This window comes from Ruegeria sp. BE1, from assembly GCF_056538885.1.
In genome coordinates, this window is the sequence record NZ_JBQFTY010000004.1 from 73,247 (window position 1) to 97,443 (window position 24,197).

At 61.2% G+C, this 24,197-nt stretch carries 14 protein-coding genes; 3 read left to right on the forward strand and 11 right to left on the reverse strand.

What is annotated here, in order from left to right; translation table 11 throughout:
* The first annotated feature begins 12 nt into the window (after positions 1-12).
* Positions 13-1,074 carry a sugar phosphate isomerase/epimerase family protein gene (locus ACR0J5_RS13160; RefSeq protein WP_480654053.1) on the forward strand — a complete coding sequence of 354 codons (1,062 nt, stop codon included), beginning with the start codon at positions 13-15 and terminating at the stop codon, positions 1,072-1,074.
* Complete coding sequence (locus ACR0J5_RS13165; RefSeq protein ID WP_480654055.1) at positions 1,071-2,186, forward strand: Gfo/Idh/MocA family protein; 1,116 nt, start codon at positions 1,071-1,073, stop codon at positions 2,184-2,186. The genes ACR0J5_RS13160 and ACR0J5_RS13165 overlap by 4 nt, the downstream gene beginning before the upstream one ends.
* Before the next feature lie 104 nt (positions 2,187-2,290).
* Here ACR0J5_RS13165 and ACR0J5_RS13170 read toward each other — a convergent pair whose 3' ends face one another.
* The 3 genes from ACR0J5_RS13170 to ACR0J5_RS13180 all read right to left on the reverse strand — a co-directional run bounded on the left by ACR0J5_RS13170 (position 2,291) and on the right by ACR0J5_RS13180 (position 8,656).
* Positions 2,291-5,389 carry an efflux RND transporter permease subunit gene (locus tag ACR0J5_RS13170; RefSeq protein WP_480654056.1) on the reverse strand — a complete coding sequence of 1,033 codons (3,099 nt, stop codon included), beginning with the start codon at positions 5,387-5,389 and terminating at the stop codon, positions 2,291-2,293.
* Positions 5,382-6,512 carry an efflux RND transporter periplasmic adaptor subunit gene (locus ACR0J5_RS13175; RefSeq protein WP_480654058.1) on the reverse strand — a complete coding sequence of 377 codons (1,131 nt, stop codon included), beginning with the start codon at positions 6,510-6,512 and terminating at the stop codon, positions 5,382-5,384. The genes ACR0J5_RS13170 and ACR0J5_RS13175 overlap by 8 nt, the downstream gene beginning before the upstream one ends.
* An 80-nt stretch (positions 6,513-6,592) precedes the next feature.
* Complete coding sequence (locus ACR0J5_RS13180) at positions 6,593-8,656, reverse strand: TonB-dependent receptor domain-containing protein (RefSeq protein WP_480654060.1); 2,064 nt, start codon at positions 8,654-8,656, stop codon at positions 6,593-6,595.
* A 251-nt stretch (positions 8,657-8,907) separates the two neighbouring features.
* On the opposite strand from ACR0J5_RS13180, the gene ACR0J5_RS13185 reads away from it, so the two are divergent.
* A complete protein-coding gene (locus ACR0J5_RS13185; RefSeq protein WP_480654062.1) occupies positions 8,908-9,798 on the forward strand; it encodes a helix-turn-helix transcriptional regulator in 891 nt (296 codons plus the stop codon).
* A 2-nt stretch (positions 9,799-9,800) separates the two neighbouring features.
* Here ACR0J5_RS13185 and ACR0J5_RS13190 read toward each other — a convergent pair whose 3' ends face one another.
* From ACR0J5_RS13190 to ACR0J5_RS13225, 8 genes are all read right to left on the reverse strand, one after another.
* Positions 9,801-10,568 carry an SDR family oxidoreductase gene (locus tag ACR0J5_RS13190; RefSeq protein ID WP_480654064.1) on the reverse strand — a complete coding sequence of 256 codons (768 nt, stop codon included), beginning with the start codon at positions 10,566-10,568 and terminating at the stop codon, positions 9,801-9,803.
* Positions 10,565-11,212 carry an isochorismatase family protein gene (locus tag ACR0J5_RS13195; protein WP_480654066.1) on the reverse strand — a complete coding sequence of 216 codons (648 nt, stop codon included), beginning with the start codon at positions 11,210-11,212 and terminating at the stop codon, positions 10,565-10,567. Before ACR0J5_RS13195 ends, ACR0J5_RS13190 begins: the two co-directional genes overlap by 4 nt.
* A 16-nt stretch (positions 11,213-11,228) precedes the next feature.
* Positions 11,229-12,863 carry a (2,3-dihydroxybenzoyl)adenylate synthase gene (locus tag ACR0J5_RS13200; protein WP_480654068.1) on the reverse strand — a complete coding sequence of 545 codons (1,635 nt, stop codon included), beginning with the start codon at positions 12,861-12,863 and terminating at the stop codon, positions 11,229-11,231.
* 71 nt (positions 12,864-12,934) lie between these two features.
* Entirely contained in the window at positions 12,935-13,714 is a 780-nt protein-coding gene (locus ACR0J5_RS13205) for an ABC transporter ATP-binding protein (protein ID WP_480654070.1), read from the reverse strand.
* A complete protein-coding gene (locus ACR0J5_RS13210; RefSeq protein WP_480654072.1) occupies positions 13,714-14,763 on the reverse strand; it encodes a FecCD family ABC transporter permease in 1,050 nt (349 codons plus the stop codon). The genes ACR0J5_RS13205 and ACR0J5_RS13210 overlap by 1 nt, the downstream gene beginning before the upstream one ends.
* Complete coding sequence (locus ACR0J5_RS13215) at positions 14,756-15,874, reverse strand: ABC transporter substrate-binding protein (RefSeq protein ID WP_480654073.1); 1,119 nt, start codon at positions 15,872-15,874, stop codon at positions 14,756-14,758. The genes ACR0J5_RS13210 and ACR0J5_RS13215 overlap by 8 nt, the downstream gene beginning before the upstream one ends.
* A 9-nt stretch (positions 15,875-15,883) precedes the next feature.
* Complete coding sequence (locus ACR0J5_RS13220; RefSeq protein ID WP_480654075.1) at positions 15,884-17,074, reverse strand: isochorismate synthase; 1,191 nt, start codon at positions 17,072-17,074, stop codon at positions 15,884-15,886.
* A gap of 42 nt (positions 17,075-17,116) precedes the next feature.
* Positions 17,117-24,190, reverse strand: a complete 7,074-nt coding sequence (locus ACR0J5_RS13225) for an amino acid adenylation domain-containing protein (RefSeq protein WP_480654077.1) — start codon at positions 24,188-24,190, stop codon at positions 17,117-17,119.
* Positions 24,191-24,197: the final 7 nt, after the last annotated feature.

A 24,197-nucleotide genomic window follows, 5' to 3' on the forward strand; every position in this document is an offset into this window, starting at 1 on the left:
AGGGAGGCTGATATGCCGGGTGCGATCAAAGGGCCGGGGTTATTTCTGGCGCAGTTTGCGGATGACGCCGCTCCGTTCAATTCACTGGGCTCGATTGCAGAATGGGCTGCGGGTCTTGGGTACAAGGCCGTTCAGATCCCGACCTTTGACGGGCGGTTGTTCGATCTGGATAAGGTCGCCGACAGCCAGACCTATTGCGATGAGATCACCGGCATATGCCGCGAAGCAGGCGTTGAGGTCAGCGAACTGTCGACCCACTTGCAGGGCCAGCTGGTCGCCGTTCACCCCGCCTATGATCAGGCTTTTGATGCCTTCGCACCCGAGACCGTGCACGGCAACCCGAAGGCGCGGCAGGAGTGGGCCGTGGATCAGGTCAAAAAAGCCGCCATCGCCGCCCGGCGCATGGGGCTGGACACCACGGTCAGCTTCACCGGTTCGTTGGCCTTTCCCTATCTCTACCCCTGGCCGCAGCGCCCGCAGGGCTTGATCGAAGAGGCGTTCACCGAACTCGCCCGCCGCTGGAAGCCGATCTTTGACGCCTATGCCGAACAAGGCGTCGCAATCGGGTTCGAAATCCATCCCGGAGAGGATGTGTTCGACGGGGCCACCTTCGAGATGTTCCTTGATGCCGTAGACGGACATGAGGCCTGCCGGATCAATTACGATCCTTCGCATTTCCTGCTGCAACAGATGGACTATCTGGAATTCATCGACCTCTATCACGACCGCATCTGCGCCTTTCACGTCAAGGACGCCGAATTTAACCCGACTGGGCGGCAAGGGGTCTATTCCGGCTATCAGGGCTGGACCAACCGGGCCGGGCGCTTCCGCAGCCTCGGCGACGGACAGGTGGATTTAAGCGCAATCTTTTCGAAGCTGACGCAGTACGGATATGACAGCTGGGCGGTGCTGGAATGGGAATGCTGCCTAAAGTCCCCCGAACAAGGGGCGGCTGAGGGCGCGCCGTTTATTGCGCGCCATATCATTGAAACCACGGACAAGGCCTTTGACGATTTCGCAGGCGGCGAAGTGGATCAGGCCATGATCCGATCCATGCTGGGGCTGAGCCAATGACACCTTTGAAACTGGGCATGGTCGGGGGCGGGCAAGGGGCCTTTATCGGAGCGGTCCACCGCATCGCCGCCCGGCTGGATGGGCAATGGCACCTGGTGGCGGGGGCGCTGTCGTCCGACCCACAGCGGGCCGAAGCCTCGGCACAAGAGTTGGGGATCGAACGATCCTATTCCGATTTCCGCCAGATGGCGCAGGCCGAGGCTGCCCGCGACGACGGGATCGACGCGGTGGCCATAGTGACGCCCAACCACATGCACGCGGACCCGGCCATCGCGTTTCTTGAGGCCGGGATCCACGTCATCTGTGACAAGCCACTGGCCGCCACACCCGAGGATGCCGCGCGGATCAAGGCCGCAGCCGAGGCGTCGTCCGCGCATTTCATCCTGACGCACAATTACACCGGCTATCCGATGATCCGGCAGGCGCGCGCGATGGTGCAGGCGGGCGAATTGGGCAAGCTGCGTCTGGTGCAGGTGGAATACGCGCAGGATTGGCTGACGGAACCCGCCACTTCCGACAACAAACAGGCCGACTGGCGCACCGATCCGGCGCGGTCGGGGGCCGGGGCCATCGGCGATATCGGCACCCACGCCTTCAATCTGGCGCATTTCGTGACGGGCCAGGTGCCTTCGCATCTGGCGGCAGATCTGTCCAGCATGGTGCCGGGCCGTCTGGTCGATGACAACGCCCATATCCTGCTGCGCTATGCCAGCGGCGCGCGGGGGATGCTGTGGGCCAGTCAGGTGGCGGTGGGCAACGAAAACAGCCTGCGCTTGCGGGTTTACGGCGACAAGGGCGGGCTGGAATGGGCGCAGGAACATCCCAACCACATGCAGTTCACCCGGTTCGGAGAGCCCAGCCAAATCCTAACCCGGGGGTCGGCGGTTACAACTGAAACATCCCGCGCCGCCACACGTGTGCCTCCGGGCCACCCCGAGGGCTATCTGGAAGGCTTCGCCACGCTCTACGCGGATGCGGCAGCGCTGATCCGGGGGGAGTACCCTCCCCAAATGCTGCTGCCGGGATTAGGCGACGGCCTGCTGGGGATGGCTTTTATCGCAACCACACTCACATCCGACAAAAGCAACGGGCAGTGGCAGGCCATAGGGTAAAGGCCGTGGATGCCCCAACGGCATCGCGTCATGCCAATATGCCTGCGCGTGTAATGCGATCTTTTTTGCACTTGATCATCACATTGCTAGCCGGGTTCGTCTCGTTACCTCGGGCCACCAATTGAAGACCAAATGGTGCGTTTTCGGGTTGCAAAGGCCGTACCGAAATCTTCACCGATCAGCAAAAGCACCGGCACGATGAACAGCGTGATCAAAGTTGCAAATAACATGCCGTAAGCGATTGAAACTGCAGCTGGGATTAGGAATTGCGCCTGTTCTGATGTCTCCCACAATAATGGTGCCAGACCCAGAAAAGTTGTGAGGCTGGTCAGTATCACTGCGCGAAACCGTCGCGTTCCCGTATCAATCAAGGCGCCGGAAATAGTGGTACTGACTTGCCGTCTTTTATTGTAGGTTGAAACCAGCAGCAGGCCATTGTTCACGATCACCCCGCTTAGGGCGATGATGCCGTTGATGGACAGAATACTCAACGGGATGTTGTGCAGCCAATGACCCCATACCGCCCCGACCAGACCAAAGGGCACCACCAGAAGGACAAGCCCCGCCTGCACATAAGACCGCAAGGCGACAGCCAGCAGGCCATAGATGATCAGTAATGCCAGCGCGAAGGCGTGGACCAGACCTGTGCTGGCCTCTTCCTGTGCTTGCGTTTCGCCGAAGAACCCGAATTTCAGATCGGGATGCGATTTCAGCAAAGGTGGCAGGATTTCCTGCAGGAACCTCTCGCGCAGCGCAAACCCGTCGGTGACGTCATGGTTAATGCTGGCCGTCAGGGACACCACACGGCCCTGATCGCCGCGGGTGACTTCATCTGAGATAAAGCCCCGCGTCCAGTTTGCCACGGCGCGAAGCTGAACCCGCTGCCCATCCGGCGCGCTGATGTCCAGCGCCGTGATGTCAGACAGGCTTTGGCGGCTGGCCGCGGGGGTTGTCAGCCGCACCGAAATTTCGCGGCCTGCATCCATATACGTGGCAATCTCAACCCCATCCAGCAGACCATCGATCTGCCGGGCCACATCGTCCACGGTCAGACCCAGAGTTTCACCCAGACGGGTCAGTTCCAACTGGACCTGAGGCTGCATTGCGGCATTTGAACGGTTGACCTGCGTCACGCCATCGGTGGCACGCAAATGTTGCGCGACGATCTCTGACACGTCCTGCAGAGCCGCGCGATCCGGCAGGGACAACTCGACGCTGAAATCGGGAAATCCTGACATCCGGTTCGAGAAATTCAGCTCCTGCGCGCCTTCAACCGGCCCGACACGGTTCCGCCATCGCTGCAGAATTTCGACACTGTCAGCGCGTGGTGAGATTTCCGCCACAATGGTTGCAGACCGGCCCTGCGCCAGCAGTTCAATGGTTGAAATTGCCTCAGCACTTGTTGCGGAATTCATCTCATCGCGAAGGGTAATGCCTGCATCGGCGATCCGCAGGGCTTCTCGTTCAAACACAGAAACCGCCAAATCCGGTTGGGCGACATATGTGATCGTCAGAGTGCTTTGCGGGATGTCGGGAAAGAAAGCCTGTCGGATGACACCACTGGACACCGCATAAAGTGTTGCCGCAAAACAGCCCACCATCAGCAGCAGGCTGGCATAGCGCATGCGCAGGGCAAATCGCAAAGCGGGTGCGTAAACATCCGTCGCAACGCGCCGCAACATGCCCGAGCAGTAGTCTGAGACAGCCGTAAACCTGTCGCCCCTCTGACCCGCCAGATGAGAAGGCAGGATCAGCTTGGTCTCGACCATGGAAAACAGCAGGGTAAAGATCACAATCGTCGAGAATTGCGCCAGAATGCGGGCGAGGTCGCTGTCGATCAGCGTGATGGGAAAGAAGGCGGCAATTGTGGTGAGCATGCCAAAGACGGTTGGCATTGCAACTGCTTGCACGCCCGCATAGACCGTTTTCGCCGACGCGCCGTGGTGAGAAACGGTCTCGGTCACGCTTTCGCCCACCACGATCGCATCGTCGACCACCAATCCCAGCGCTACGATAAAGCCGAACGTGGTCAATTCGTTCAGGGTAAAACCAAAACCGGCGGGCCCCATGAGGATCAGCGCACCGGCAAAACAGACAGGCAGGCCCAGTACAACCCAAAAGGCGACGTGCGGTCTCAGAAACAGGCCCAGCACGATTGCGACCAACAGCATTCCCTGCAAACCGTTCTTGGTCAGTAGCGCCAGCCGGTCTGCAATGAATCCGCTTTGATCATTCCAGACATGCAGCGAAACTCCGGGCGGAAGCGAGGGGCGGCTGGCAAAGGTGTCAACAGTCTCCTGCAACGCGCGCGCGGCGGAAACCAGATCCGAGCTGGCGTTCATTTCAACCGTGAGGCGTATCGCAGGCAGGCCATCAAAACGCAGCAGGCTGCGCGGGGTTTCAAAATCGTGCCGGATATCGGCGATCTGTGACAAGGTGACAATCTGGCCGTCAGGGCCGGTGGTGACGGTCATTCCGGCCAGATCACTCGGGTCCAGCGCGGTTTCCACAGTGCTGACAACAAGCGGCCCGGTATCGGTCTCAATACGCCCTTCCGGAGCGCTGGCCGTCAGGTTGATCAGGTCTGCCGCCAGCTCTTGCCGCGCCAGATTGTACCGGGCCAATGCCTGTGGCGGCACTTCGATCACCAGTTCCGGGGTCCACTCTCCGGCCATGGACAGCGCGGAAATCTCGGGCCGGGCCAACAATGCATCTCGTAAATGGCGCGCGGTACGCGCCAGGGTCTGATGATCGACATGCCCGACAACCGACACATTGGCGACCTCTTCGACCCAGACATCGCGGGTGACGCGGGCGCGTTCGGCCTCGGCCGGCAGGCTGAGCGTTTCGATCTCTTCGCGTATCTGCAGGATCAGGTCGTCAATGTCCGCTCGGGTTTCCTTTTCTACGGTGAAATAGCTACCCGTCGGGTCCGAGCGGCTGCTGATGCGCCTGATCCCCTCGATCCGGCCAAGCGCGGCCTCAATCCTGAGGGTGACGGCCTCTTCGGTTTTCAGGGCTGAGCCGCTGTCATAGGGCACCACGATGCTGACTTCGACCGGAGGCAGTTTCGGAAAGCTTTCGCGCCGGATACCAGTGAGTGAGATCCAGCCCATCGCCAGAATGGTCAGCATGAGCAGATTTGCCGCAATCGGATTGCGGATGAACCATGCGATCAAACCATGGGTCCGCTGCTCAGCCATCAGTGTCGCGCTCGGTGGTGACAGCTGTGCCTGCCTGATAGCTGGCCAGTGGGCTGATCAGCACTTGGGCATTTTCAGGCAGCGATCCTTGGGGTAGATAGGAAAACCCGTCCCGTTCGAAATGTGCGGTGATGGTCATATCCCGCAAACGGTTGTCCTCCGGCAACACATACAAGACCCGGTTGTCAAAGGTCAGCGCGCTGCTGGGTGTTTTCAAAAGTGTCTGCCGCGCCGTACCCTGCAAAGTGATCGCGACAAAGGCACCGGGCAGCAGGGATTGCATCTGCGGCTGCGGCAGTTCAACCCGCAGCCGCAGAACGGGCTGTTTGGTGAAGTCGTCGGCCGTGGCCAGAATACGCTCGGGTGTTGCGACAAACTTGGCCCCCTGATCGGTTGTAATCTTCCCGACCAGTGGCAGGTTGGTCATGTCGTCAAAGCCGCGCGGCAGCAGTTGCGCCCATTCCTCGCGTGTCAGCGCCAGATCGACGATCAGATCACCGGCCGAAATGACTTGGGCCAACGCCTCGCCGGCACTCACATAGGCACCGGGGTACAGTTTATGCGACAGGATCATACTGGGAAACGGGGCCTGAAGCTGCAGTTTGGTCAGATCGGCCTGCGCCTGATCCAAAGCGACCTTGTCCGCATCGCGCCGCAATCGTGCCGCGTTCAGATAGGGTTCGCGCAGAACCAGTGGTGCGGTTTGCGACACCTCGGTCCCGGCCCGCCGGTTGCGGGCAAGCTTGGCCGAGCGTTCTTCCAGCAACAGGTTCAGGTCGCTGGCGGCAAGTTGGGCTTGCGCCTCGGCCACGGCGGTTTCAAAAGGGATCGGGTCAAGCCGCGCCAGCACGGCCCCTGTGGGATGAAGATGACCGGGTTCCAGCATGTCTGAAACCCACAGAATCTGACCTGATACCGGAGCGAACAGGCTGCGCTTAGTCCGGGATTTCACCGTTGTGTGGCGGCTGATTTCCGGGGCGACATGGACCATCTCGACCGGTGTAACGGTGACCAGCGGCCTGTCGGCCGAACCGGCCCCGGTTTCCGCAAACGCTGGGCTGTTCGCGGCAAACAGGCTGAATAGCAGACCCAGCACCCGTCCGGACGGCGATGATTGCGGCAAGGTCAGGGACACTGTGGGCCTCTGTTTCTGCTTGGAACAAGAGCATCCGGGCCGCGCGTCACACGCGGCCCGGTTTTGGTTCAGAACCGTTTGGTGACGGTCATGAAGTACCGGCGACCCTCGGTGTTGAAGTCATCTCCGAAATCGTCGGTCCGGTTCAGCGTGTTATCCGTCACGTTCAGGATGCCGCCATTGATCACCACACTGTCGTTCAGATCGTACTGGGCCAACAGGTCAGCGGTGGCGATGCCATCGACCTGGGATGAGAACTCGGCCTCACCCGAGGTGGGAACATAGGTGTATTGTTCAGACACATAATTCCCGGCCAGCGACAGGCGCAGCTGTTCGGTGACTTGCCAATCCAGCTGAAGGTTGACGGTGTGATCCGGCTGATAGGCCAGCGGACGTTCGATTTCCTCGGTGACCTTGGCATCCAGATAGGTGTAGTTGCCCGAGAACGTCACCACATCCGTGATATCCGCCGAGAAGGTCAGTTCCAGACCACGGGTCACGACCTCTTCGAGGTTCTGGTAGGTGAAGATCGGATTGCCGTCCGGACCAAAGCCCACAAAGTTGTCGAAGGTTGGCGCCAGTGTCCGGTCAAAGGTCCGGGCGGGGGGGAACTGGATCATATTGTCGATCTTGTTGTTGAAGACCGTGGCATCAAACGACACTCTCGGCCCGGCATAAGACAACGCGATCTCGGCGTTGACGCTGGTTTCTGCATCCAGATCTTCCGACCCCAGAAGATAACAGTCGCCCCCGCAGGACACCTGCTGCCAGTTTGGGCTGGTTTCCAGCAGGGTCGGTGATTTGAACCCGGTTGAGACACCGCCTTTGACGATCCACTGGTCATTCAGCTCATACACGCCGTAAATACGGGGGCTGAAATTGGTGCCGTAGTTTTCGTGGTAATCCAGACGCCCGCCAAAGGTCACTTCGAGCCGGTTGCTGAATTCGACCCGGTCCTCGATGTAGATTGCGGATTCCCAGACCGAGGTGGTGCCATCGCCAACCAGGTTGAAATCATCTTCCAGGTTCTGCGATTCCAGCGAGGTTCCCAGAGTAATGTTATGTAAGAACGCGCTGCCGCGGGTGGCGTTTACTCTGGCGTCCAGACCGTAGCTGTAGGATTTGTTCGGCTGTTCCGTGCTGAGCGCGCTGCTGACGCCGACGTCATTTTTGATATGATCGCCCCAGAGTTTGATTTCGCTGGTGCCAAACCCGTGAATACCTGAATAGGTAAGGGCGGCGGCGTTGCGGGTCAGCGGAACTTCGTCATGCTGGCGATTCGAGTAGCCATAGTTGAAATCAAGACGGTTGGCTCCGTCGATCTCATAGGCCAAGGCTCCGTCGAAATAGCGGTTCTTGCTTTCGGGGATACCTCGGCTGGGCTCGGTAAAGAACCCGGTCCGCGGTGGATTGATATCGTCATCATCCGCCTCGCGCCGTGTGTAACCGCCGCTAAGCCGGAAAGACAGTTGATCATTGATCGGGCCGCTCAGGGTCAGACCCGCGCGATAGGCATCCCCGGCCTTGCTGTTGTCCTGCAACGTGTACGAACCGGTGACCGAACCGCTGAGGACATCTTCGGGCCTTTTGGTAATGATGTTGATCACACCGCCGATGGCGTCGGCACCATAAAGCGAGGACATCGGACCGCGCACGATCTCAACCCGTTCGATGGTTTCGATATCCACCCAGTCCAGATCAAAGTCATTGCCCCGGAACAGGTTGGGGTTTGAATTCACGCGCTGGCCGTCGATCAGGATCAGCGTGTAGCGATCGCCCAGGCCGCGCAACTGCACGCGGTTCAGGTTCCCGCTGCGCAGAACGGTGACACCGACAGTACGGCCCAGAACTTCGGTCAGGTTGTTGGCGCCATATTCTGCGATTTCTTCGGCGGTCACGACGGTCGTGCTGGCCGGGGCTTTGCGCAATTCGGTCGCCGTACCCGCCGGCGTGACAACAATCTCACCCAGATAAGTGGCGTCAGGGTCATACTCCTGTTCGGCGTCTTGCGCCGATGCGCTTGCCGCAGTCGCAATTGCGGCAGCTACGGACCAGACAAATCTGTTTGTCCGGTGTCTTGCGGCGTTTGAATGGCGCGGCATGTCCCACGCGTCTTGTTTTGATTCGGTCATTTCGACGTAACCCTCGTCTTGATTTGATTGGATCAAGAGCCGTTTGGCTGCGTCTGCTGCCCGCTATGCGAGAGAGCGCCGAGCGTTGCTCACGAAATCTTGACTTTTTTTGTGGGTTATGGATGATCGCCGCCGCTAGCTCCATGAGAACCGCCATTGCGAAAGCGACAAAGGTATTTGCGCAAGTACCACCAATGCTCGGGGACACGGCAAGCATCCACAACTTGGTAGCTGTGAATGCAGGGAAGACAATGACAATAGACCATTATCCGGGCGGCTTGCGCATCGGGCATATGAACGAAACCGTTGAATGCCCCCGCAACGCGGACGCCTTTCAGATCGAAGCAAAGTTCATCGTCCTGATTGTTTTGAACGGGCGACAGATTTTTACAATTGACGGGCAGCGGTTCGCCCTTAAAGCCAATGAAAAAGACGGCGTGGCCAGTGCCGTGACGATTGCCGTGCGTTCCAGCGCGATGGTGCAGTATCAGGAATCCTCGGGCCGTCCGCTGCGCAAGCTTGCGATTGCGGGTCAGTTGGACTGGTTTAACCAGTTCCACACCGATGCCGACGCGCCCGCGCATTTCGGCAGCGTTGCGCCTCACCGCATTCCGGCCATGGATGGGGCTGACGCCTATTCAACTGCGCTATGGACTCCGGGGCCCCGGGTCATTCGGTTGGCGACGCAAATCATCCTGCCGCCACCGGATGACAATCAGCAGCAACTGGGCTTGTATCGCATGTCCAAAGGGATCGAAATCCTGCGCTGCATGTCCGAGGAAAAGGACGCCCGTCGCGTTGACATGGCCGCGCAAGTTGAAGGCCGCCGTCGGGTCGAGGATATCCGGCTTTATATTCTGGACAACCTCAACCGCGATCTGACGGCCTGCCAACTCGAAGAGAAATTCTGCCGCAACCGCAGATCGTTGCAGCGTGTCTTCAAGTCGGAATACGGGGTCAGCATTGCCGAGTTTGTGCGGAGTGAGCGGCTGAAGCGGGCAAATTCGGCCCTGCGCAACGAGGGGATTTCAATTGCCGAGGCGGCGTTTCTTGCCGGTTATTCTAATACGGCCAACTTCTCAACGGCGTTCCGCCGGGCCTTTGGGATGCCGCCCGCCAAAGCCCGCAGCTGCGAGGCCTGATTTCAGGCCCGCAGCGTCGCCCCGCCATCTACATAGAGGTCAGCCATGGTGACATGGCCGGCCTGGTCGGACAACAGGAACATCGCAGCCGATGCAATGTCATCCGGCTGCGCCAGTTTCCCCAGCGGGATGCCGGTTTTATAGCTGTCCAGATCGCCTGCAATCACGTTTTCCGCCCCTGTCGCATCGCGCCACATGCCTGTTTGCATGGGGGTCATGGTTGATCCGGGCGCTACAAGATTGCAGCGAATGCCGTATGCGCCCAGCTCCAGACCCAGGCACCGCACATACATATGTGCCGCAGCCTTTGACGCCGCATAAGCGGCCATGCGGTGACGCGGTATCCCGGCCGCGTTTGAACCTATGACCACCATCGCCCCGCGTCCGCGCGCCTGCATGCGCGGGGCTGCGATCCCGCACACATTGAACGTGCCCGTCGCGTTGACCCCCATGACGCGGGCCCATTCCTGAGGTGTGGTTTCCTCGGCCCTCATGTATGAGACGACGCCGGCACCGTGGGCTAGCAAGTGCAGCGGGCCCACTTCGCGCTCGACCCAGTCGATCACGTCCCCGACCTGAGCGGCATCGCTGACATCCATGGGTCGGTCATGATCGCCCAACGGCGCTGCGATCCGTGCAAGCGCGTCGGCGGTATCCGTGGCCACGACGATGGCCCCGGCCTGACGCAGATGCGCACAGAGGCTTTGCCCGATCCCACCAGCGGCCCCTGTCACCAGCGCGACGCGATCTTCAAATCCGGTCAGCCTCATTGCGGCGGCGCGCTCAGCTGTGCAAGCGCTGCATCCGTATTCAGGACTTGCCCGCAACACCCCGCAACCCATGCCATCGCCATATCATGGCGCGCCCGGTCGAAATCGGCCTGCGCATCGGCGACGGCAAAGGGTTCGATGTCCAGCTGGAACGCCTCGGCAGCCGTTGCAAGGCAACCGATATGGGCAAAGACCCCCGCGATCAGCAATTGATCCCGCCCGCGTGCGCGCATCAGTGGTTCTAGATTGGACCGTTGAAAGGCGCTGTAGCGGTGTTTGACCAGCACGATATCGCCCTCTTGCGGGGCGATGGCTGGCAATACCTCTTCATGTTCGGCTTTGGCGGACATGCCGGGCCCCCAAAGCTCGGACTGCAAGCCGCGATCAGCACGCAATTGATTTCCATGCTGCGCTGTATAGAACACGGGAATGCCCAAGGCGCGGGCGCGCGCCAGCAGGCGCCCGATATTCTGCATGACCCCTGGCAACGGGTCTTCATCGCCGGGATAGGGGGCGCAGAAATAGCGCTGCATGTCATGTACCAAAACGGCCACGCGACCAGAGGTCAGAGAGAACCCGGCGCGCGACGCAGGCAGGTCTGAGTCGTCAGGCAGAGGATATGGGGCGATTTGGGGTAATCCCATGAATTTTGTCCTTCTTTCAGGCGGGTTCCGACAACCGGTTGGCACGCAGTTGCTGGCGCAGATCCTTGCGCGACAGCTTGCCCACAGCGGTCTTTTGCAACACGGCGACGATTTCGATCTCATCGGGTATCTTGTAAGGCGCGATCTGGCGTGCGCGCAGAAAACGCCGGATTTCAACCGGCCGCACAACAGCGTCCGGGTGCGGTTGCACAAAGGCGCAGCTGCGTTCACCCAGCGTCTCGTCAGGAATGGCGACAATGGCCACATCCATGACTCCGGCAAGCGCGAGGATGTGATCCTCGACCTCTTCGGCCGAAAACTTTTCACCGGCGCGGTTGATTTGATCGCCGGACCGGCCTTGCACGGTCAGGTTGCCCTGCGCATCCTGCACCACAATATCGCCGGTGCAATAGAACCCGTCATCGGTGAAGGCGCGCTGATTGGCGGCGGGATCATTGTGGTAGGCACAGATTGTATAGGGCCCGCGCACCTGCAAATGGCCGGGGCGTCCCTGTGCCACCGGGGCCCCCGCATCGTCCACGACCCGAATTTCATCTGCCGGGCTGATCGGACGGCCTTGGGTGGTCAGACGCAGCACCTCGGCGTCATCCAGACGCGTGTAGTTCACCAACCCTTCGGCCATGCCAAAGACCTGCTGCAGGCGGCATCCCAATGCGGGTTCGATCTGGCGCGCGATTTCCGGCTGCAGCTTGGCCCCACCGACCTGCATCACCTCAAGCGATGACAGATCATGCGGCGTCGCCGGGGCTGCGTTCAACCAGACCTGAGCCAGTGGAGGAACAAGCGCGGTCATCGTCACCCGGTAACGCGCGATCAGTGCCATGCAGGGTTCGGCCGCCGAATTGGGCGGCAACACCACCATCCCGCCGGCCATGAACACGCCCAGACTGCCCGGAGAGCTGAGCGTAAAGTTATGCGCGACCGGCAGCACTGCCAGGTATCGGCTGCTGCGGGACAGGCCGCAAATCCGCGCGCTTTCGCGCAGGGAATAGATATAGTCGTCATGTGTGCGCGGGATCAGCTTGGGCAATCCGGTGCTGCCACCCGAGATCAGCAAAAACGCAACCGAAGATGCATCCGGGTCATCGGGCAAGGCTGAGGGGTCTGCGTCGACCTGCGTAAATGGCAGAAACCCAACCGCCTCTCCTACAACGATCACATGGGTCAGGCCCGGGCAGGTGGCAGTGATATCCTCCGCCATGGTGCAATAATCAAAGCCATCATGGCTGTCTGCGATAATCAGCCCCTCAGCCTCAGCCTGGGATACAAAATGCGCAATCTCGGTCTTCCGGTGCGCAGGCAGGGCAAAGACGGGGTGCATCCCGGCTGCGAACAGGCCGAACACCGCAACGAAGAACTCGGCGCAATTGGGGAGTTGCACGACGACCCGCGCGCCGGGTTGCAGGCACTGGGCAATCAGACCCGCGCCGAACCGTTCCGCGCGATGATGCAGCTCGCCATAGGTTAGGACCCGTGCATGGGTTTGAGAGGCATCCACGAGTGCAGGCGCGGCGGGGCGGTCCTGTGCCCATTGCCGCAACAGTTGGGGAAAGGTTTCGCCAGTCCAGTAGCCTGCGGCCCGATACGCCTGAGCGCGCGTTTCGGGAAAGGGTTGCACGAGCGGTTGCATGTTATCTCCAATCGTTTCCTGAGCCGCTGTCCGGGCAGCGCAGTGAGTTTCGGGATCTCTTGGCTTTCCGCTCAGATCGCGTGGTCGTAAATCAGCATTGGTCGCCCGAGCGAGCAGCGCTCGACGCGGCCTTGCACCTTGTAAATCTCGGCCAGCAGCTTTGACGTGATCACCTGATCGGGCGGCCCGCAGGCCGAGATCACACCGCCGGACAGCGCCACCACCTGATCGGCCCAGGACAGTGCCAGGTTGAGGTCATGGCAGACAAAGACGCCGATCACCCCGTCTGCACGGGTAAATTCCGAGACACAGCGCATGACAGCCAGCTGATGATGCGGGTCCAGCGCGCTGGTGGGTTCATCCAGCAACAGCACGCCGGGCTCGCAGATCATGGCCTGTGCCAACGCCACCATCTGACGCTGCCCGCCCGAGAGGGATCGAAGTGGTCGCAGCGCCAGCGCCTCGATACCCAGCCGCTGCAGGATGCGTATCGCGCGGTCCTGCAGGGCCTGATCGGTCCGTGCAAACGGGTTGGCTGCGGACTGCGCCGGGATGATAACCGTTTCGATCACGGTCAGCGACAGACCCTCGGGCAGGTGCTGTGGCATATAGGCGATGTGCCGCGCGCGGTCAGACCACGAGGCAGTCATCAGGTTCCGATTGCCATACTGAACGGTGCCGCTGGCCGGTTGCAGCCCTGCGATGGCGCGGATCAACGTGGTTTTGCCCGCCGCGTTCGGCCCGATGACGGCCGTCAGGCTGCCGGGTTGCAGCTCTGGCAGGTCCACGCCGCGCAGCACGCTGGTTGGCCCATAGCTGGCATGCAGGTCTTTGACCGTCAAAACCGGCATCACATCCTCCCCCGTCTCAGGATCAGGACCGCAAAGACAGGGATACCGACAAGTGAGGTCACAACCCCGATGGGCAGCAATACGCCGGGCACCAGCACCTTGCTGACCACCGACGCCAGGGACAGGATGACCGCCCCGCTCAGCAGGCTGGCGGGCAGAAACACCTTGTGATCCTCGCCTACCAACAGCCGGGCAATATGCGGCCCAACAAGCCCGACGAACCCGATCGTGCCGACAAAGGCCACGGCAATCGACGCCAGCAGGCTGATGCGCAACAGGGTAAAGAACCGCAAACGTTTGACGTCGATGCCGAAACTGGCCGCCCGGTCGGTGCCAAAGGCCAGCGCGGTCAACGCGTTACCCGAAGCCAGCGAAAGCGGCACGCATATCATCAACGCGGTCGCCAGGATCGCCAGTTGCGACCAGCTGACCTGCGATACATTTCCCATCGTCCAAAAGACAAACTGCTGAAGGGCGGCTTCGGACGCCACGAATTGAAGAAGGGCGACGAACGCGTTCAGGGCAAACACCAGCGCAATACCCAGCAGGATCAGGGTGTCACTGCCCGCCCCATGCCGGTGCGACAGGGCGCTCAGCAACATGACCGCGCCGAAGGCAAAGACAAAGGCGTTCCCGGGAACCAGCCAGACGCTGGCCAAACCGGGCAGGCCAATGCCGAACACAAAAGCCAGTGCCGCCCCAAGCGAGGCCGCCGCCGACACCCCCAGCGTAAAAGGGCTGGCCAGCGGGTTGCGCAGAATGCTTTGCATCTCGGCCCCGGCCAGCGCCAGTGCCGCGCCGACCAATATCGCCGCGACGGCCTGAGGCAGGCGCACATGGCGCAGGATGACCAGATCGCCATGGCTTGCCCCGTCGGCTCCGAACAGCGCCGACAGGCTGCGGGACACACCGATGCCCGATGGCCCCACCGAGAGATCAAGGCAAAACGACAGGCACAACAGCGCCGCCAGCGACCACAGGATCATCACACGCCTGCGCCGTATGCGCGCGAATGAGATCAGGATGGGGTTGGCTGTCAGATCAGTCATGGCCATCCGCCGCGCTTGTCCAGATCGCACCGGTGAAGTCGAACGGCAGGAATTGCTGATTGATGTCGTCCAGCGTCTGCTGGGGGTCCAGATCGCCGAAAACCTCGGGATGTATCCATTGCGCCAGCAATTCCAGCGCAATGATGTTCAGCGGTGAGTTATGAATCGAATGCCACATGCCGTGGCTGCGCCCGGCCTGTATTGCCTCAAGATCGCGCAGGATTGGAGTGCGGGTCAGATCGACCAGCGATGCGTGTGCCATTTCGGGCGTGATACCGGGACCAACAATCAAACCGTAATCCTGTTCAAGTTGGCGCCCGCCGGTGGCGATGTAGATATCGGGTTGAAAAGCCAGAACATATTCCGGGGCGATCTGTGCGAATGTGCCGGGGATGACCTGAGCCCCGATATTGGTGCCGCCCGCCGCGGTGATAAACCGCCCAAGACTTACATCGCTCAGCGACATGCAGCACGCGCGAACCTGCGTTGCCTGCAAATGCATCAGCACCGAGGGGCGATCAGTCAGAGAGGCCGCGCGTTTCGTCACGCGGTCCCGGTGGGTTTGGTAGAACCGGATAAACGCTTCTGCCTGCGGACCTGAGTCTAGCGCCCGGGCGGCGATGCGCAGGCTGGGCAGCGTATTGTCGAACGGGTTGATGCGGAAATCGATAAACACGGTCGGTATCCCAGCCAGCGCCAGTTGCGCGACCAATTGATTTGTCGCAGGCCCCGCCGGGTCGCTGAGGATCACAAGATCGGGTGCAACCGCGATGACCTGTTCCGCAGACAAAGACGGAGAGCCCCTGGCCAATTCAGGCACGCCGGTAATGCCGGGAAAACGCGCCTCAAGCTCGGCCCTCAGGTCCGGGCCGACGCGTGATTTTGATCCCGCTCCTACGATGCGCCCGCCAAGTTCGGGATCGATCAGGGACAATCCGATGATCTGGCGAAAATCCGACAGGACCACGCGGTCAACGGGGCCTTCAATTGTCACGTTACGCCCGGTGATATCCGTCACGGTGACGGTTTGCGCTGTGCCGGTTAAGGTGCTGAAGCCCAGCAGCGCAAAGGCAATCAGCGATGTTTTGATCTGATCGAGCATATTCTTCATGGTCTGAACCTACTTGTCATCAAGCGCTTGCAAATCGGCCAGCCCGGCATCGCGCGGCAGGCCGAGGGCGGCAAGCATGGCTCCGAATTTTGCGCCTGTTTCTTCGGTTTCAGAGCGGGGGTCCGATCCGGGGACAATTCCGGCGCCTGCGTAAAGCCGGGCCTGGCTGCCGCAAATCTCGGCGCAGCGGATGGCGACATACCATGCGCCGTCGCCGGATCCGTCCGTCCAGCCAATGGCGCCGGCATAAAAATCGCGGTCCACCGGCTCAAGCTCGGCAATCAGATCCATTGCAGGGTTATGGGGCACGCCGCAAACGGCGGGCGTAGGATGCAGCGCGGCGGCCAGAACGGCGCTGGAAGTGTCAGGGTCGCTCAGCGTGCCTTCGATCCAGGTGCCCAGATGCCACATGGTCTGGGTGCTGGTCAGGCTGGTGCCTTCGGGCAGCGAAAGCTGATCGCAATAGGGGGCCAATGTGTCGAGAATATACTCGACAAGAAACTGATGCTCGCGCCAGTCTTTCGAGGATTGCGACAGCAGCGCGGCCGCCTTGGCATCAAAGGCCAGATCAGCCTGACGTCGTGCCGAACCCGCCAGCGGATGAGACCGTATTTTCCGCCCGGTTTTCGAGATCAGCAGCTCAGGCGTTGCCCCCACCAGACAGCGCCGCTGACCATTACGGTCAGGCAGAGGCATCTGAAACGCCGTAACCGCAGGGTCGCCGGAGAGCGCGGCAAAGACGGCACCGGGATCGATTGTCTGCTCAGACTGGGCCAGCAAAGACCGGGCCAGAACCACCTTGCGCAGACCTTCGGTCATGTCAGCTTCGACGTCCATCTGGCGCAACGCCCGCGCCACGCTTTGATGAAAATGCGCAGCAGGCGGTTCGGTTTTGACCGAGTGGAACGGCGTGGTCGCCACTGGCAAGCTGTCTGCTAATGGGTCGCGCTGGCATTGCGACATGCTCAGCATGTGATCGCTTCGGGACCGGTTGAACGGAAAGGCCCCGGCTAAGACGGTATCCCGCCCGTGCTGCGCGAAATGATGGGCCAGCCGCGCCGCCAGACTATCGCGCGTGCCGCCCGCAAGGGGCTGGATGTCCCCGTGGCCCAAAACGCGGCCTTCTTTGCCGCTAAACCGGAAACCCGCGCCCTGTTCGAAGGGCAGAAAATGCTTGTTTTCAGGAAGAATGCTGCTCATGAACTTAACCTTTCCTGTTGGGGGCCGTGCTGAAATTGTTCGTCATGCCGCGCTCATACCGGTGTTGCCATCATCTGCGCGGTCGTGGCATGCCTTGCCGATCAGCAGGTTCATGAGCGGGCCGAGCACTTTCAGTGACGCGGGTGAAACGATGTCTTCATGCGATGCGTTGGGCAGATGATGCACGTCCTGCGCGCCGATATGGCCCAGCCAGCTTGTATCCGGATCAATGTCCGGGAGGTCCGATTTATCGGCAACAAACAGCGTGATCTGACCCGAGAACTGCCCGGTCCGCGCGGTCGACAACAGCCGCACCGCGTCGCGGTAATTGTCGAAGATGTGGCCAAACATTTCGGCTTTTTCGCGGTGGAATTCGTCATCCATAACGTCCCCCATCGCATCGTTGAGCAATTGTTCCTGCTCGCGCTCCGCACCTGCTTCGGCTTCGCCTCCGTCGGGGTCGGACCAGTCGTGCCGCTCGGCCGGGTAGGTGTCCAGAAGGCCCAGAAAACGAACCTCCTGCCCGGCGGCTTCAAGCCGTTCTGCGAGGCCAAAGGCGATGTTTCCGCCCAGCGAATACCCCAGCAGGTAATACGGGCCCTCTGGTTGGATTTCGCGGATCAGGGCGTATTGGTTCTCGCACAGTTCATCCAGATTGGCAGATGTCGCGATCGGGCCGTCCGGGCGCGGCGACTGCAGGCCGATGATCGGCATGTCGTTTTTAAGGTACCGGGCCAGAACACTGTATTGCCAGGACACGCCCGATGCCGGGTAGATGCAGATCAGGGGCGCACCGGTGCCTTCGCGCAAGCGGATCACGGGGTCGAACCCGTCCTGCACCAGCGTGCCCACCATCGCGCCTGCCGCCAGATGCTCAGCCAGTCGTTCGACGGTTGCCATGCTCATGATCTGGCCAACCTGAATTTGACGTTTAAGGTCCTGCCGGATGCGGGCGGCCAGACGCATGGCCAGCAGCGAATGCCCGCCAATGGCAAAGAAATCATCCGTCGCGCTGACCTGATCCAGCCCCAGCAGATCGCAGAAGATATCAGCCAGTTCCTGCTCGATGCCGACAGCCGGGGGGCGTCCCGCAGGGCGGTTCGCGTGATCAGGCTGTGGCAAGGCCCGCCGGTCCAGCTTGCCATTGGCATTGATCGGCAGATGGGCCAGCGGGATACAGTGTTTCGGCACCATATAGGGTGGCAGTTGCGCCGACAGGGCCTGCAGCGCCGCTGCGGGGTCAAAGGCCGCGCTTTCGGGGACCACATAAGCGACCAGCTCTGCCTCGTCCCGGCCATCGGGTTTCAGGGCCAGCACAACCGCGTCCGTGATATCGGGCTGGCGCATCAGGCTGCTTGTGATTTCCTGCGGCTCGACCCGCTGGCCACGAATTTTGATCTGGTGATCGGTGCGCCCCAGATAGACCACGCGCCCGTCTTCATCCCAGCAGGCCAGATCGCCGGTGCGATACATGCGTTGGCCTTGCGTATAGGGATCCGCAACAAAGCGCTCGGAGGTCAGGCCAGCGCGGCCCAGATACCCTTGTGCAAGTTGGACACCGGTCAGATAAAGCTCACCCCCGACACCCACGGGAACGGGGCGCAGCAGGTGGTCCAGTATGCGCAGGCCGGTGTTCCAGACGGGTTTGCCGATGGGCACGCCTGCCGGGCTGCCGGCGTGGGGCAGGGCGGGGCAATAGGTGACGTCGATGGCCGCCTCGGTCGGACCGTAGAGGTTGTGCACCTGCGCCTGACAGTGGCGCGCGAAATTGGCCACGGCCTGCCCGCCAAGCGCCTCGCCGCTGCAGAACACCCGCCGCAGGCTGGGGCAGGGGGTGCCACCCGCAGCCGCAAGCGCATCATTGAACACGTTCAGAACCGAGGGCACGAAATGCAGTGTGGTGATGCTGTGTTGCTGAACCAGTTCCAACAGCATCTGCGGATCGCGATGGGCGTCCACGGGGGCCATGACCAGCCGCGCGCCTACTAGGTAGGACCAAAAGAACTCCCACACCGAAACATCGAAACCGCAGGGTGTTTTCTGGAGGATCGCGTCGCTTTCATCCAGCGGGTACTCATTCTGCATCCATAGCAGCCGGTTCACGATGGCCGCGTGCGAAATCAGGGCCCCCTTGGGCCGCCCCGTGGTGCCCGAGGTGTAAAGCAGATAGGCCGGATCGCAACCCATCAGGTTTGGCGCATCTACCAGATCCCGAACGCATTGCCCCGGACCTGCAAGCGTGTCGAACACCAGTTCGGGGCACGCGGGCACGCCGATTTCAACACCTGTCTGGGTCAACACCAGGCTTGGCTTTGCGTCCGCGATCAGAAACTCCAGCCGGTCCTGCGGATAGCTGAGGTCAAGTGGCAGATAGACCGCCCCGATTTCGATGACGGCAAGAATGGCCACCGACAACTGGGCCGAGCGGGGCAGTGCAACAGCGATGACGTCGCCCTTTTGCGCCCCCGCCTGACGCAGTTGCTGGGCCAGATGCAGGACCTGATGGCGGGTTTGCCTAAAGCTGAGTTGATGGTCGGCATCCTGCAGCGCGATTGCATCCGGAGACCGACCAACCTGAGCCGAAATCAGATCGCGCAGCGACAGATCGGGCAAGTGTAGACCGGTTCGGTTGCTTTCAGTGATCAGATCATCGTCACGCCCCGGCAGCAGGCACAGTTGTGCCGGGGTCGCATTTGGCTGCTGCAAGAGCGTATCGATCAGGCGGCCCAGCATACCTGCCACGCGTTCGGCCTGCGCCGAGGCGTCGCGGCTTTCGATCACGAACTGGATGTCATCGCCGGGCAGAACAAGCAGGGCCAGCGGATAGTGGCTGTAGCCGCGGTTATGGATATCGGCGACGCGCAGCCCGTTGATATCCTGATCGAGATAGCTGTTATCGGGGTAATTCTCGACCACAAGCAAAGTGTCAAACAACGCGTCCTGCCCTGCCAGCCTGTGCAGGTCCGACAGGCTGAGATTGTCATGCTCCATGGCCTGAGCATGGGTTGCCTGCATCCCCGCCAGTTGCGCCCGAACCGGTTGTGCCGGGTTCAGATCGACGCGCACGGGGAGGGTGTTCAGAAACATTCCGATCTGCTCGCCGATACCTTCAACGGGGGCCGAGCGCCCGGCCACGGCGGTGCCAAAGATCACGTCCTGGCGGCCAGACAGGGTGCTGACGACCGAGGCCCACAAGCTCTGCATCACGACATTCAGCGTGACGCCGTTTTGTTGCGCAAATCTGCGCAGGGCGCGGCTTTGTTTGGGTGTCAGTGTCAGGTGATGCTCATCCATCGTGCCGGTGCTGCGATCTTTGTCAAACAGGCAGGTGGGAACGCAATCCTGCAAATGCGCAGTCCAGAACGCTTGTGCGGCGTCCCGGTCCCGGTGGGACAGGGCGGTCACAACCGCGCCATAGCCCTGATCGGCAACAGGCAGGCTGTGGGGCCCATCCCGATACGCGGCAAACAGGTCGCGCAGCAGAATGGGCGTGGACCAGCCGTCAATTATCGCGTGGTGAATATTCACGATCAGAACGTGCCGCTGGGCCTCAAGACGCACCAACTCAGCTGAAATCATGCACAGAGGGTCACGGGTCAGGCGCAGGTTCCGGGTGGCAGCCGTTTCGATCTGTTCAAGGCGGCGATCTCTGTCTGTGCCCTTCAGGGCGCTGATGTCATGCGTTTTCCAGGGCCAGCGCAGGTCCGATCGCGCAGGCAGGGCCATGAAAGGCTCCCCTTCGGTGTCTGAAACGAAGAAGCCTGCCAATTGCGGGTGGCGTTGCAATACAGCGTCAAAGGCGCTGCGCAACCGTTCAACATCCAGCGCGCCGTGCAGTTCAAGGCGCGTAAAAGCGTTGTAGGCACCTGCCATATCACCCAGCGTGGCGTGAAACAGAATACCTTTTTGCGCGGGCAACAGGGGCAAAACCGTTGCGACCTGATCCGGCAAATCGACGAACTGGGCATGAACAGAAGGCGCTGCGTCAATCTGTGTATCGTCAGGCACCACAGGGGTCAGCGCCGGGATCAGATCCAGCACACGCGGCGTCGCAAAAATATCGCGGGTTTGCAGAGCCCATCCCTGTTTGCGTAACGCGTTGCACAGAACCATGGCCGAGATACTGTCACCACCGCAGGCGAAAAAGTCGTGATCCAGCCCGACCCCGTCCATGCCCAAAACCTGCGCAATGGTGGAACACAGCATCTTTTCCAAAGTGGTCTGCGCTGCGCGGGTGTGGCTGGCCGAGGTTTTCGGCAGCGCGCGCTGGTCAATCTTGCCATTCACAGTCAGGGGGAAGCTGTCCACCGCCATGATGGCCGAGGGCACCATGTAGGCGGGCAGGTTCTGGGCGAGTTCTTCGCGCAATTCCTCAATACGCGCGCTGTCCAGATCGCCGGTGCAATACGCCAACAGACGATGGCTGCCGTGAACGGGCTCGGCCACGACAACTGCGTCGGTTACAGCGTCGCAGGAGTTCAGCACGGCGGCGATTTCGCGGGGTTCAACCCGGTGGCCGCGCACCTGTACCTGTTGATCCGTGCGACCCAGAATGTCCAATGTCCCATCCGCGGTCCATCGCACGCGGTCCCCGGTCCGGTACATGGTTTCGCCCACCCGATACGGGTTGGGAACGAACCGTTCCGCCGTCAGGCCCGGCTTGCCGATATATCCAGCTGCAATCCCCGGCCCAGCCAGATAAAGCTCACCCACGGCCCCTGCGGGGAGCGGCGACAGGAAGGCGTCCAGAACATAGGCGTGGGCATTTCCGATTGGTCGCCCGATCCCTGGCTGCGTTCGCCCCGTGACGGGCGCAATTGCGGCATCCACGGTGAACTCTGTTGGCCCATAGGCGTTATAGGCCAAAAGCTGATCCTGACCGGCCAGTGCCTGCCACAACGCGGGTTGCATCGCCTCGCCCCCCAGCAACAGGACCGAGGGGCGGTGGTCGGGCTGCTGCAGCAGCCCCATCTCAAGCAATTGCGCGCAGAACGAGGGCGGGATATCCAGCACGTCCAGCCGTTCGTCATGGACCGCCTGCAGAAAACGCTGGGCATCGTGGCGCTGTTCGTCTTGCAGCACGACAACTTCGTGCCCGAGCAGTGCCCAAAACAGTTGCTCCCACGCGGCGTCAAAGGCGAAGGAATGGGAATGCGCGGCGCGCAGAGGTTGGTCAGAGGCGCGATGGTGCAGCGCCTCTTGCATCAGCCCGCTCCGTTGCGCCACGAGCAGGTTCAGCAGCGCCCGGTGTGAGACCATGACCCCTTTGGGCCTGCCTGTGCTGCCGGATGTGAAGATGATATAGGCAATATCCTCGGGACGCGGCCGTGGCAGGGTTTCCGGGGGCACGGGCGGATAGGCTTCAAGCGCAGTGGCAACTTCGGGGCTATCGAGCCAGACTTGATCCAGCCCGTCTGGCAGCCGAGATGCGGTTTCCCTGGTCGTCAGGATGGTTGCGGGCCGGGCGTCTTCGCAGATCGCAGCCAGACGTGTGTCAGGATAACTGAGGTCCATGGGCACATAGGTTGCGCCACTGATCAGAATGCCGAATTTCACGATGACCGACAGGTCGGATCGGGGCAGGGCAACGGCCACCACGTCACCGCGCCCGATACCGCGCCGATGCAGCAGATGTGCAACCTGGCAACTGCGCCGCACCCATTCCGCGCCCGAGACAGACCGCCCGTCAAACCGCAGTGCGGGCGATGACTGATCTGGCAACGCGCCATTCAGGAACACGTCAGCAAGGGTCGTTTCAGCTTTGGCCGACGCGATGGCCGGCCCTTGCTGCCACAGGGCCAGACTGTCCAGTTCGGCCGCTGTGGTCACCGCGATCTCAGACAATGCGGTTTCAGGTTGCGCAATAAGCTGCCGGAGGATGGCGGTCAGCCGCGCGGCGTGCTGCGCAAGGTCATCACGATCATACCGATCCCCAGGCGCGCGCAGGTCCAGATGCACGCCTGTATCGTCGATCCGCAGGCCAAATTCGGGTTCATCCAGCGGACCGATGGCAAGCCGATGCAACCGAGTGGCGTGGCCCGCGATGGTTTTGTCTGTCTCATACAGGCGGAAATTCAGCGTTGCGGCCCACATCGCCTGACCCGAACCCGTCAGCCCCAGGTCGCGCTGGATCTGCTCAACCGGATAGCGTTGGGCCTTGCGCATCCCGCGCATGGCCAACTGAACGCGCGCGGCCAGTTGCGGCAGAGTGTCAGACGCCTGAACGCTCAGGCGCAAGGGCAAGACGTTGACCACCGGCGCGGTTGAGCTGATTGCGGCGGACCCCATGCGCCGCATCATGGGGACACCCAACACCAGATCATGCTGCCCGGTCAGGCGCGCGACATAGAGACCAATGGCTGCGGTCAGCAGATCGAAACCGGCACAGTTATGCGCGGTTGCGATCCGGTCCAGCTGTGCAATCCAGTCTTGATCCAGCAACGGCGCGCTGAAGCCGGTATTTGCCACAACCCCCTGTCGCGGGGCGGCCCCTTCGCACAAGCTGCGCGGGGTGGGCAGATCAGCGCATTGGCCCCGCCAATAGGCCCCGTCATGCCCCCACCGGTCCGAGGTGCGGTAGGCGGTTTGCTCGGCCACAACCTCAACGACGGGTGTGAAAGGGGTTGGCGCAGCTTCGGTTCCGGCAAGGGCGGCCTCATACAGCGCAACGACCCGGTCAGTCAGCGCATCCAGGCTGTACCCATCCAGCATGATGTGGTGATAGCGCTGGTACCAAATCCACCGCTCGGTCTCGGCCTGTTGTTCGATCCGAAACAGCATGTGATGGGGCCTGAACCCGTCAGCGCCGGTTTCAAGGTCAGTTGCCATCCGCGCCCGCGCGTCCTCCTCGGGCAGGTCATGCACTGTGAACTGAGGAGGGCAAAGATCAGGGCCAGACTGTTGGACTGCCTTTCCGTTCACCTCAAGGAAACAAGCAGTCACCGTATCGGCCTCGGCCAGCGCGGCTTTTATGGCGCGGGTCATCTGATCGGGGTCCAACGCGCCGTGAATATCGATGGCATGCGCAATGAGATAATCCTGAGGACGCGCCGCGATCTGGTGCGCGGTCCAGATGCCTTGCTGCGTGTCCAGCAGATCGAAAGATGTCTTGGTCATGTCGAAT

What these genes read in the sequence shown, in the direction of transcription:
- ACR0J5_RS13185 (WP_480654062.1), top strand. Translation starts at nt 8,908, where the DNA reads ATGACAATAGACCATTATCCGGGCGGCTTGCGCATCGGGCATATGAAC.
- ACR0J5_RS13225 (WP_480654077.1), bottom strand. Translation starts at nt 24,190, where the DNA reads ATGACCAAGACATCTTTCGATCTGCTGGACACGCAGCAAGGCATCTGG.
- ACR0J5_RS13200 (WP_480654068.1), bottom strand. Translation starts at nt 12,863, where the DNA reads ATGCAACCGCTCGTGCAACCCTTTCCCGAAACGCGCGCTCAGGCGTAT.
- ACR0J5_RS13170 (WP_480654056.1), bottom strand. Translation starts at nt 5,389, where the DNA reads ATGGCTGAGCAGCGGACCCATGGTTTGATCGCATGGTTCATCCGCAAT.
- ACR0J5_RS13210 (WP_480654072.1), bottom strand. Translation starts at nt 14,763, where the DNA reads ATGACTGATCTGACAGCCAACCCCATCCTGATCTCATTCGCGCGCATA.
- ACR0J5_RS13165 (WP_480654055.1), top strand. Translation starts at nt 1,071, where the DNA reads ATGACACCTTTGAAACTGGGCATGGTCGGGGGCGGGCAAGGGGCCTTT.
- ACR0J5_RS13205 (WP_480654070.1), bottom strand. Translation starts at nt 13,714, where the DNA reads ATGCCGGTTTTGACGGTCAAAGACCTGCATGCCAGCTATGGGCCAACC.
- ACR0J5_RS13160 (WP_480654053.1), top strand. Translation starts at nt 13, where the DNA reads ATGCCGGGTGCGATCAAAGGGCCGGGGTTATTTCTGGCGCAGTTTGCG.
- ACR0J5_RS13180 (WP_480654060.1), bottom strand. Translation starts at nt 8,656, where the DNA reads ATGACCGAATCAAAACAAGACGCGTGGGACATGCCGCGCCATTCAAAC.
- ACR0J5_RS13215 (WP_480654073.1), bottom strand. Translation starts at nt 15,874, where the DNA reads ATGAAGAATATGCTCGATCAGATCAAAACATCGCTGATTGCCTTTGCG.
- ACR0J5_RS13195 (WP_480654066.1), bottom strand. Translation starts at nt 11,212, where the DNA reads ATGGGATTACCCCAAATCGCCCCATATCCTCTGCCTGACGACTCAGAC.
- ACR0J5_RS13220 (WP_480654075.1), bottom strand. Translation starts at nt 17,074, where the DNA reads ATGAGCAGCATTCTTCCTGAAAACAAGCATTTTCTGCCCTTCGAACAG.
- ACR0J5_RS13190 (WP_480654064.1), bottom strand. Translation starts at nt 10,568, where the DNA reads ATGAGGCTGACCGGATTTGAAGATCGCGTCGCGCTGGTGACAGGGGCC.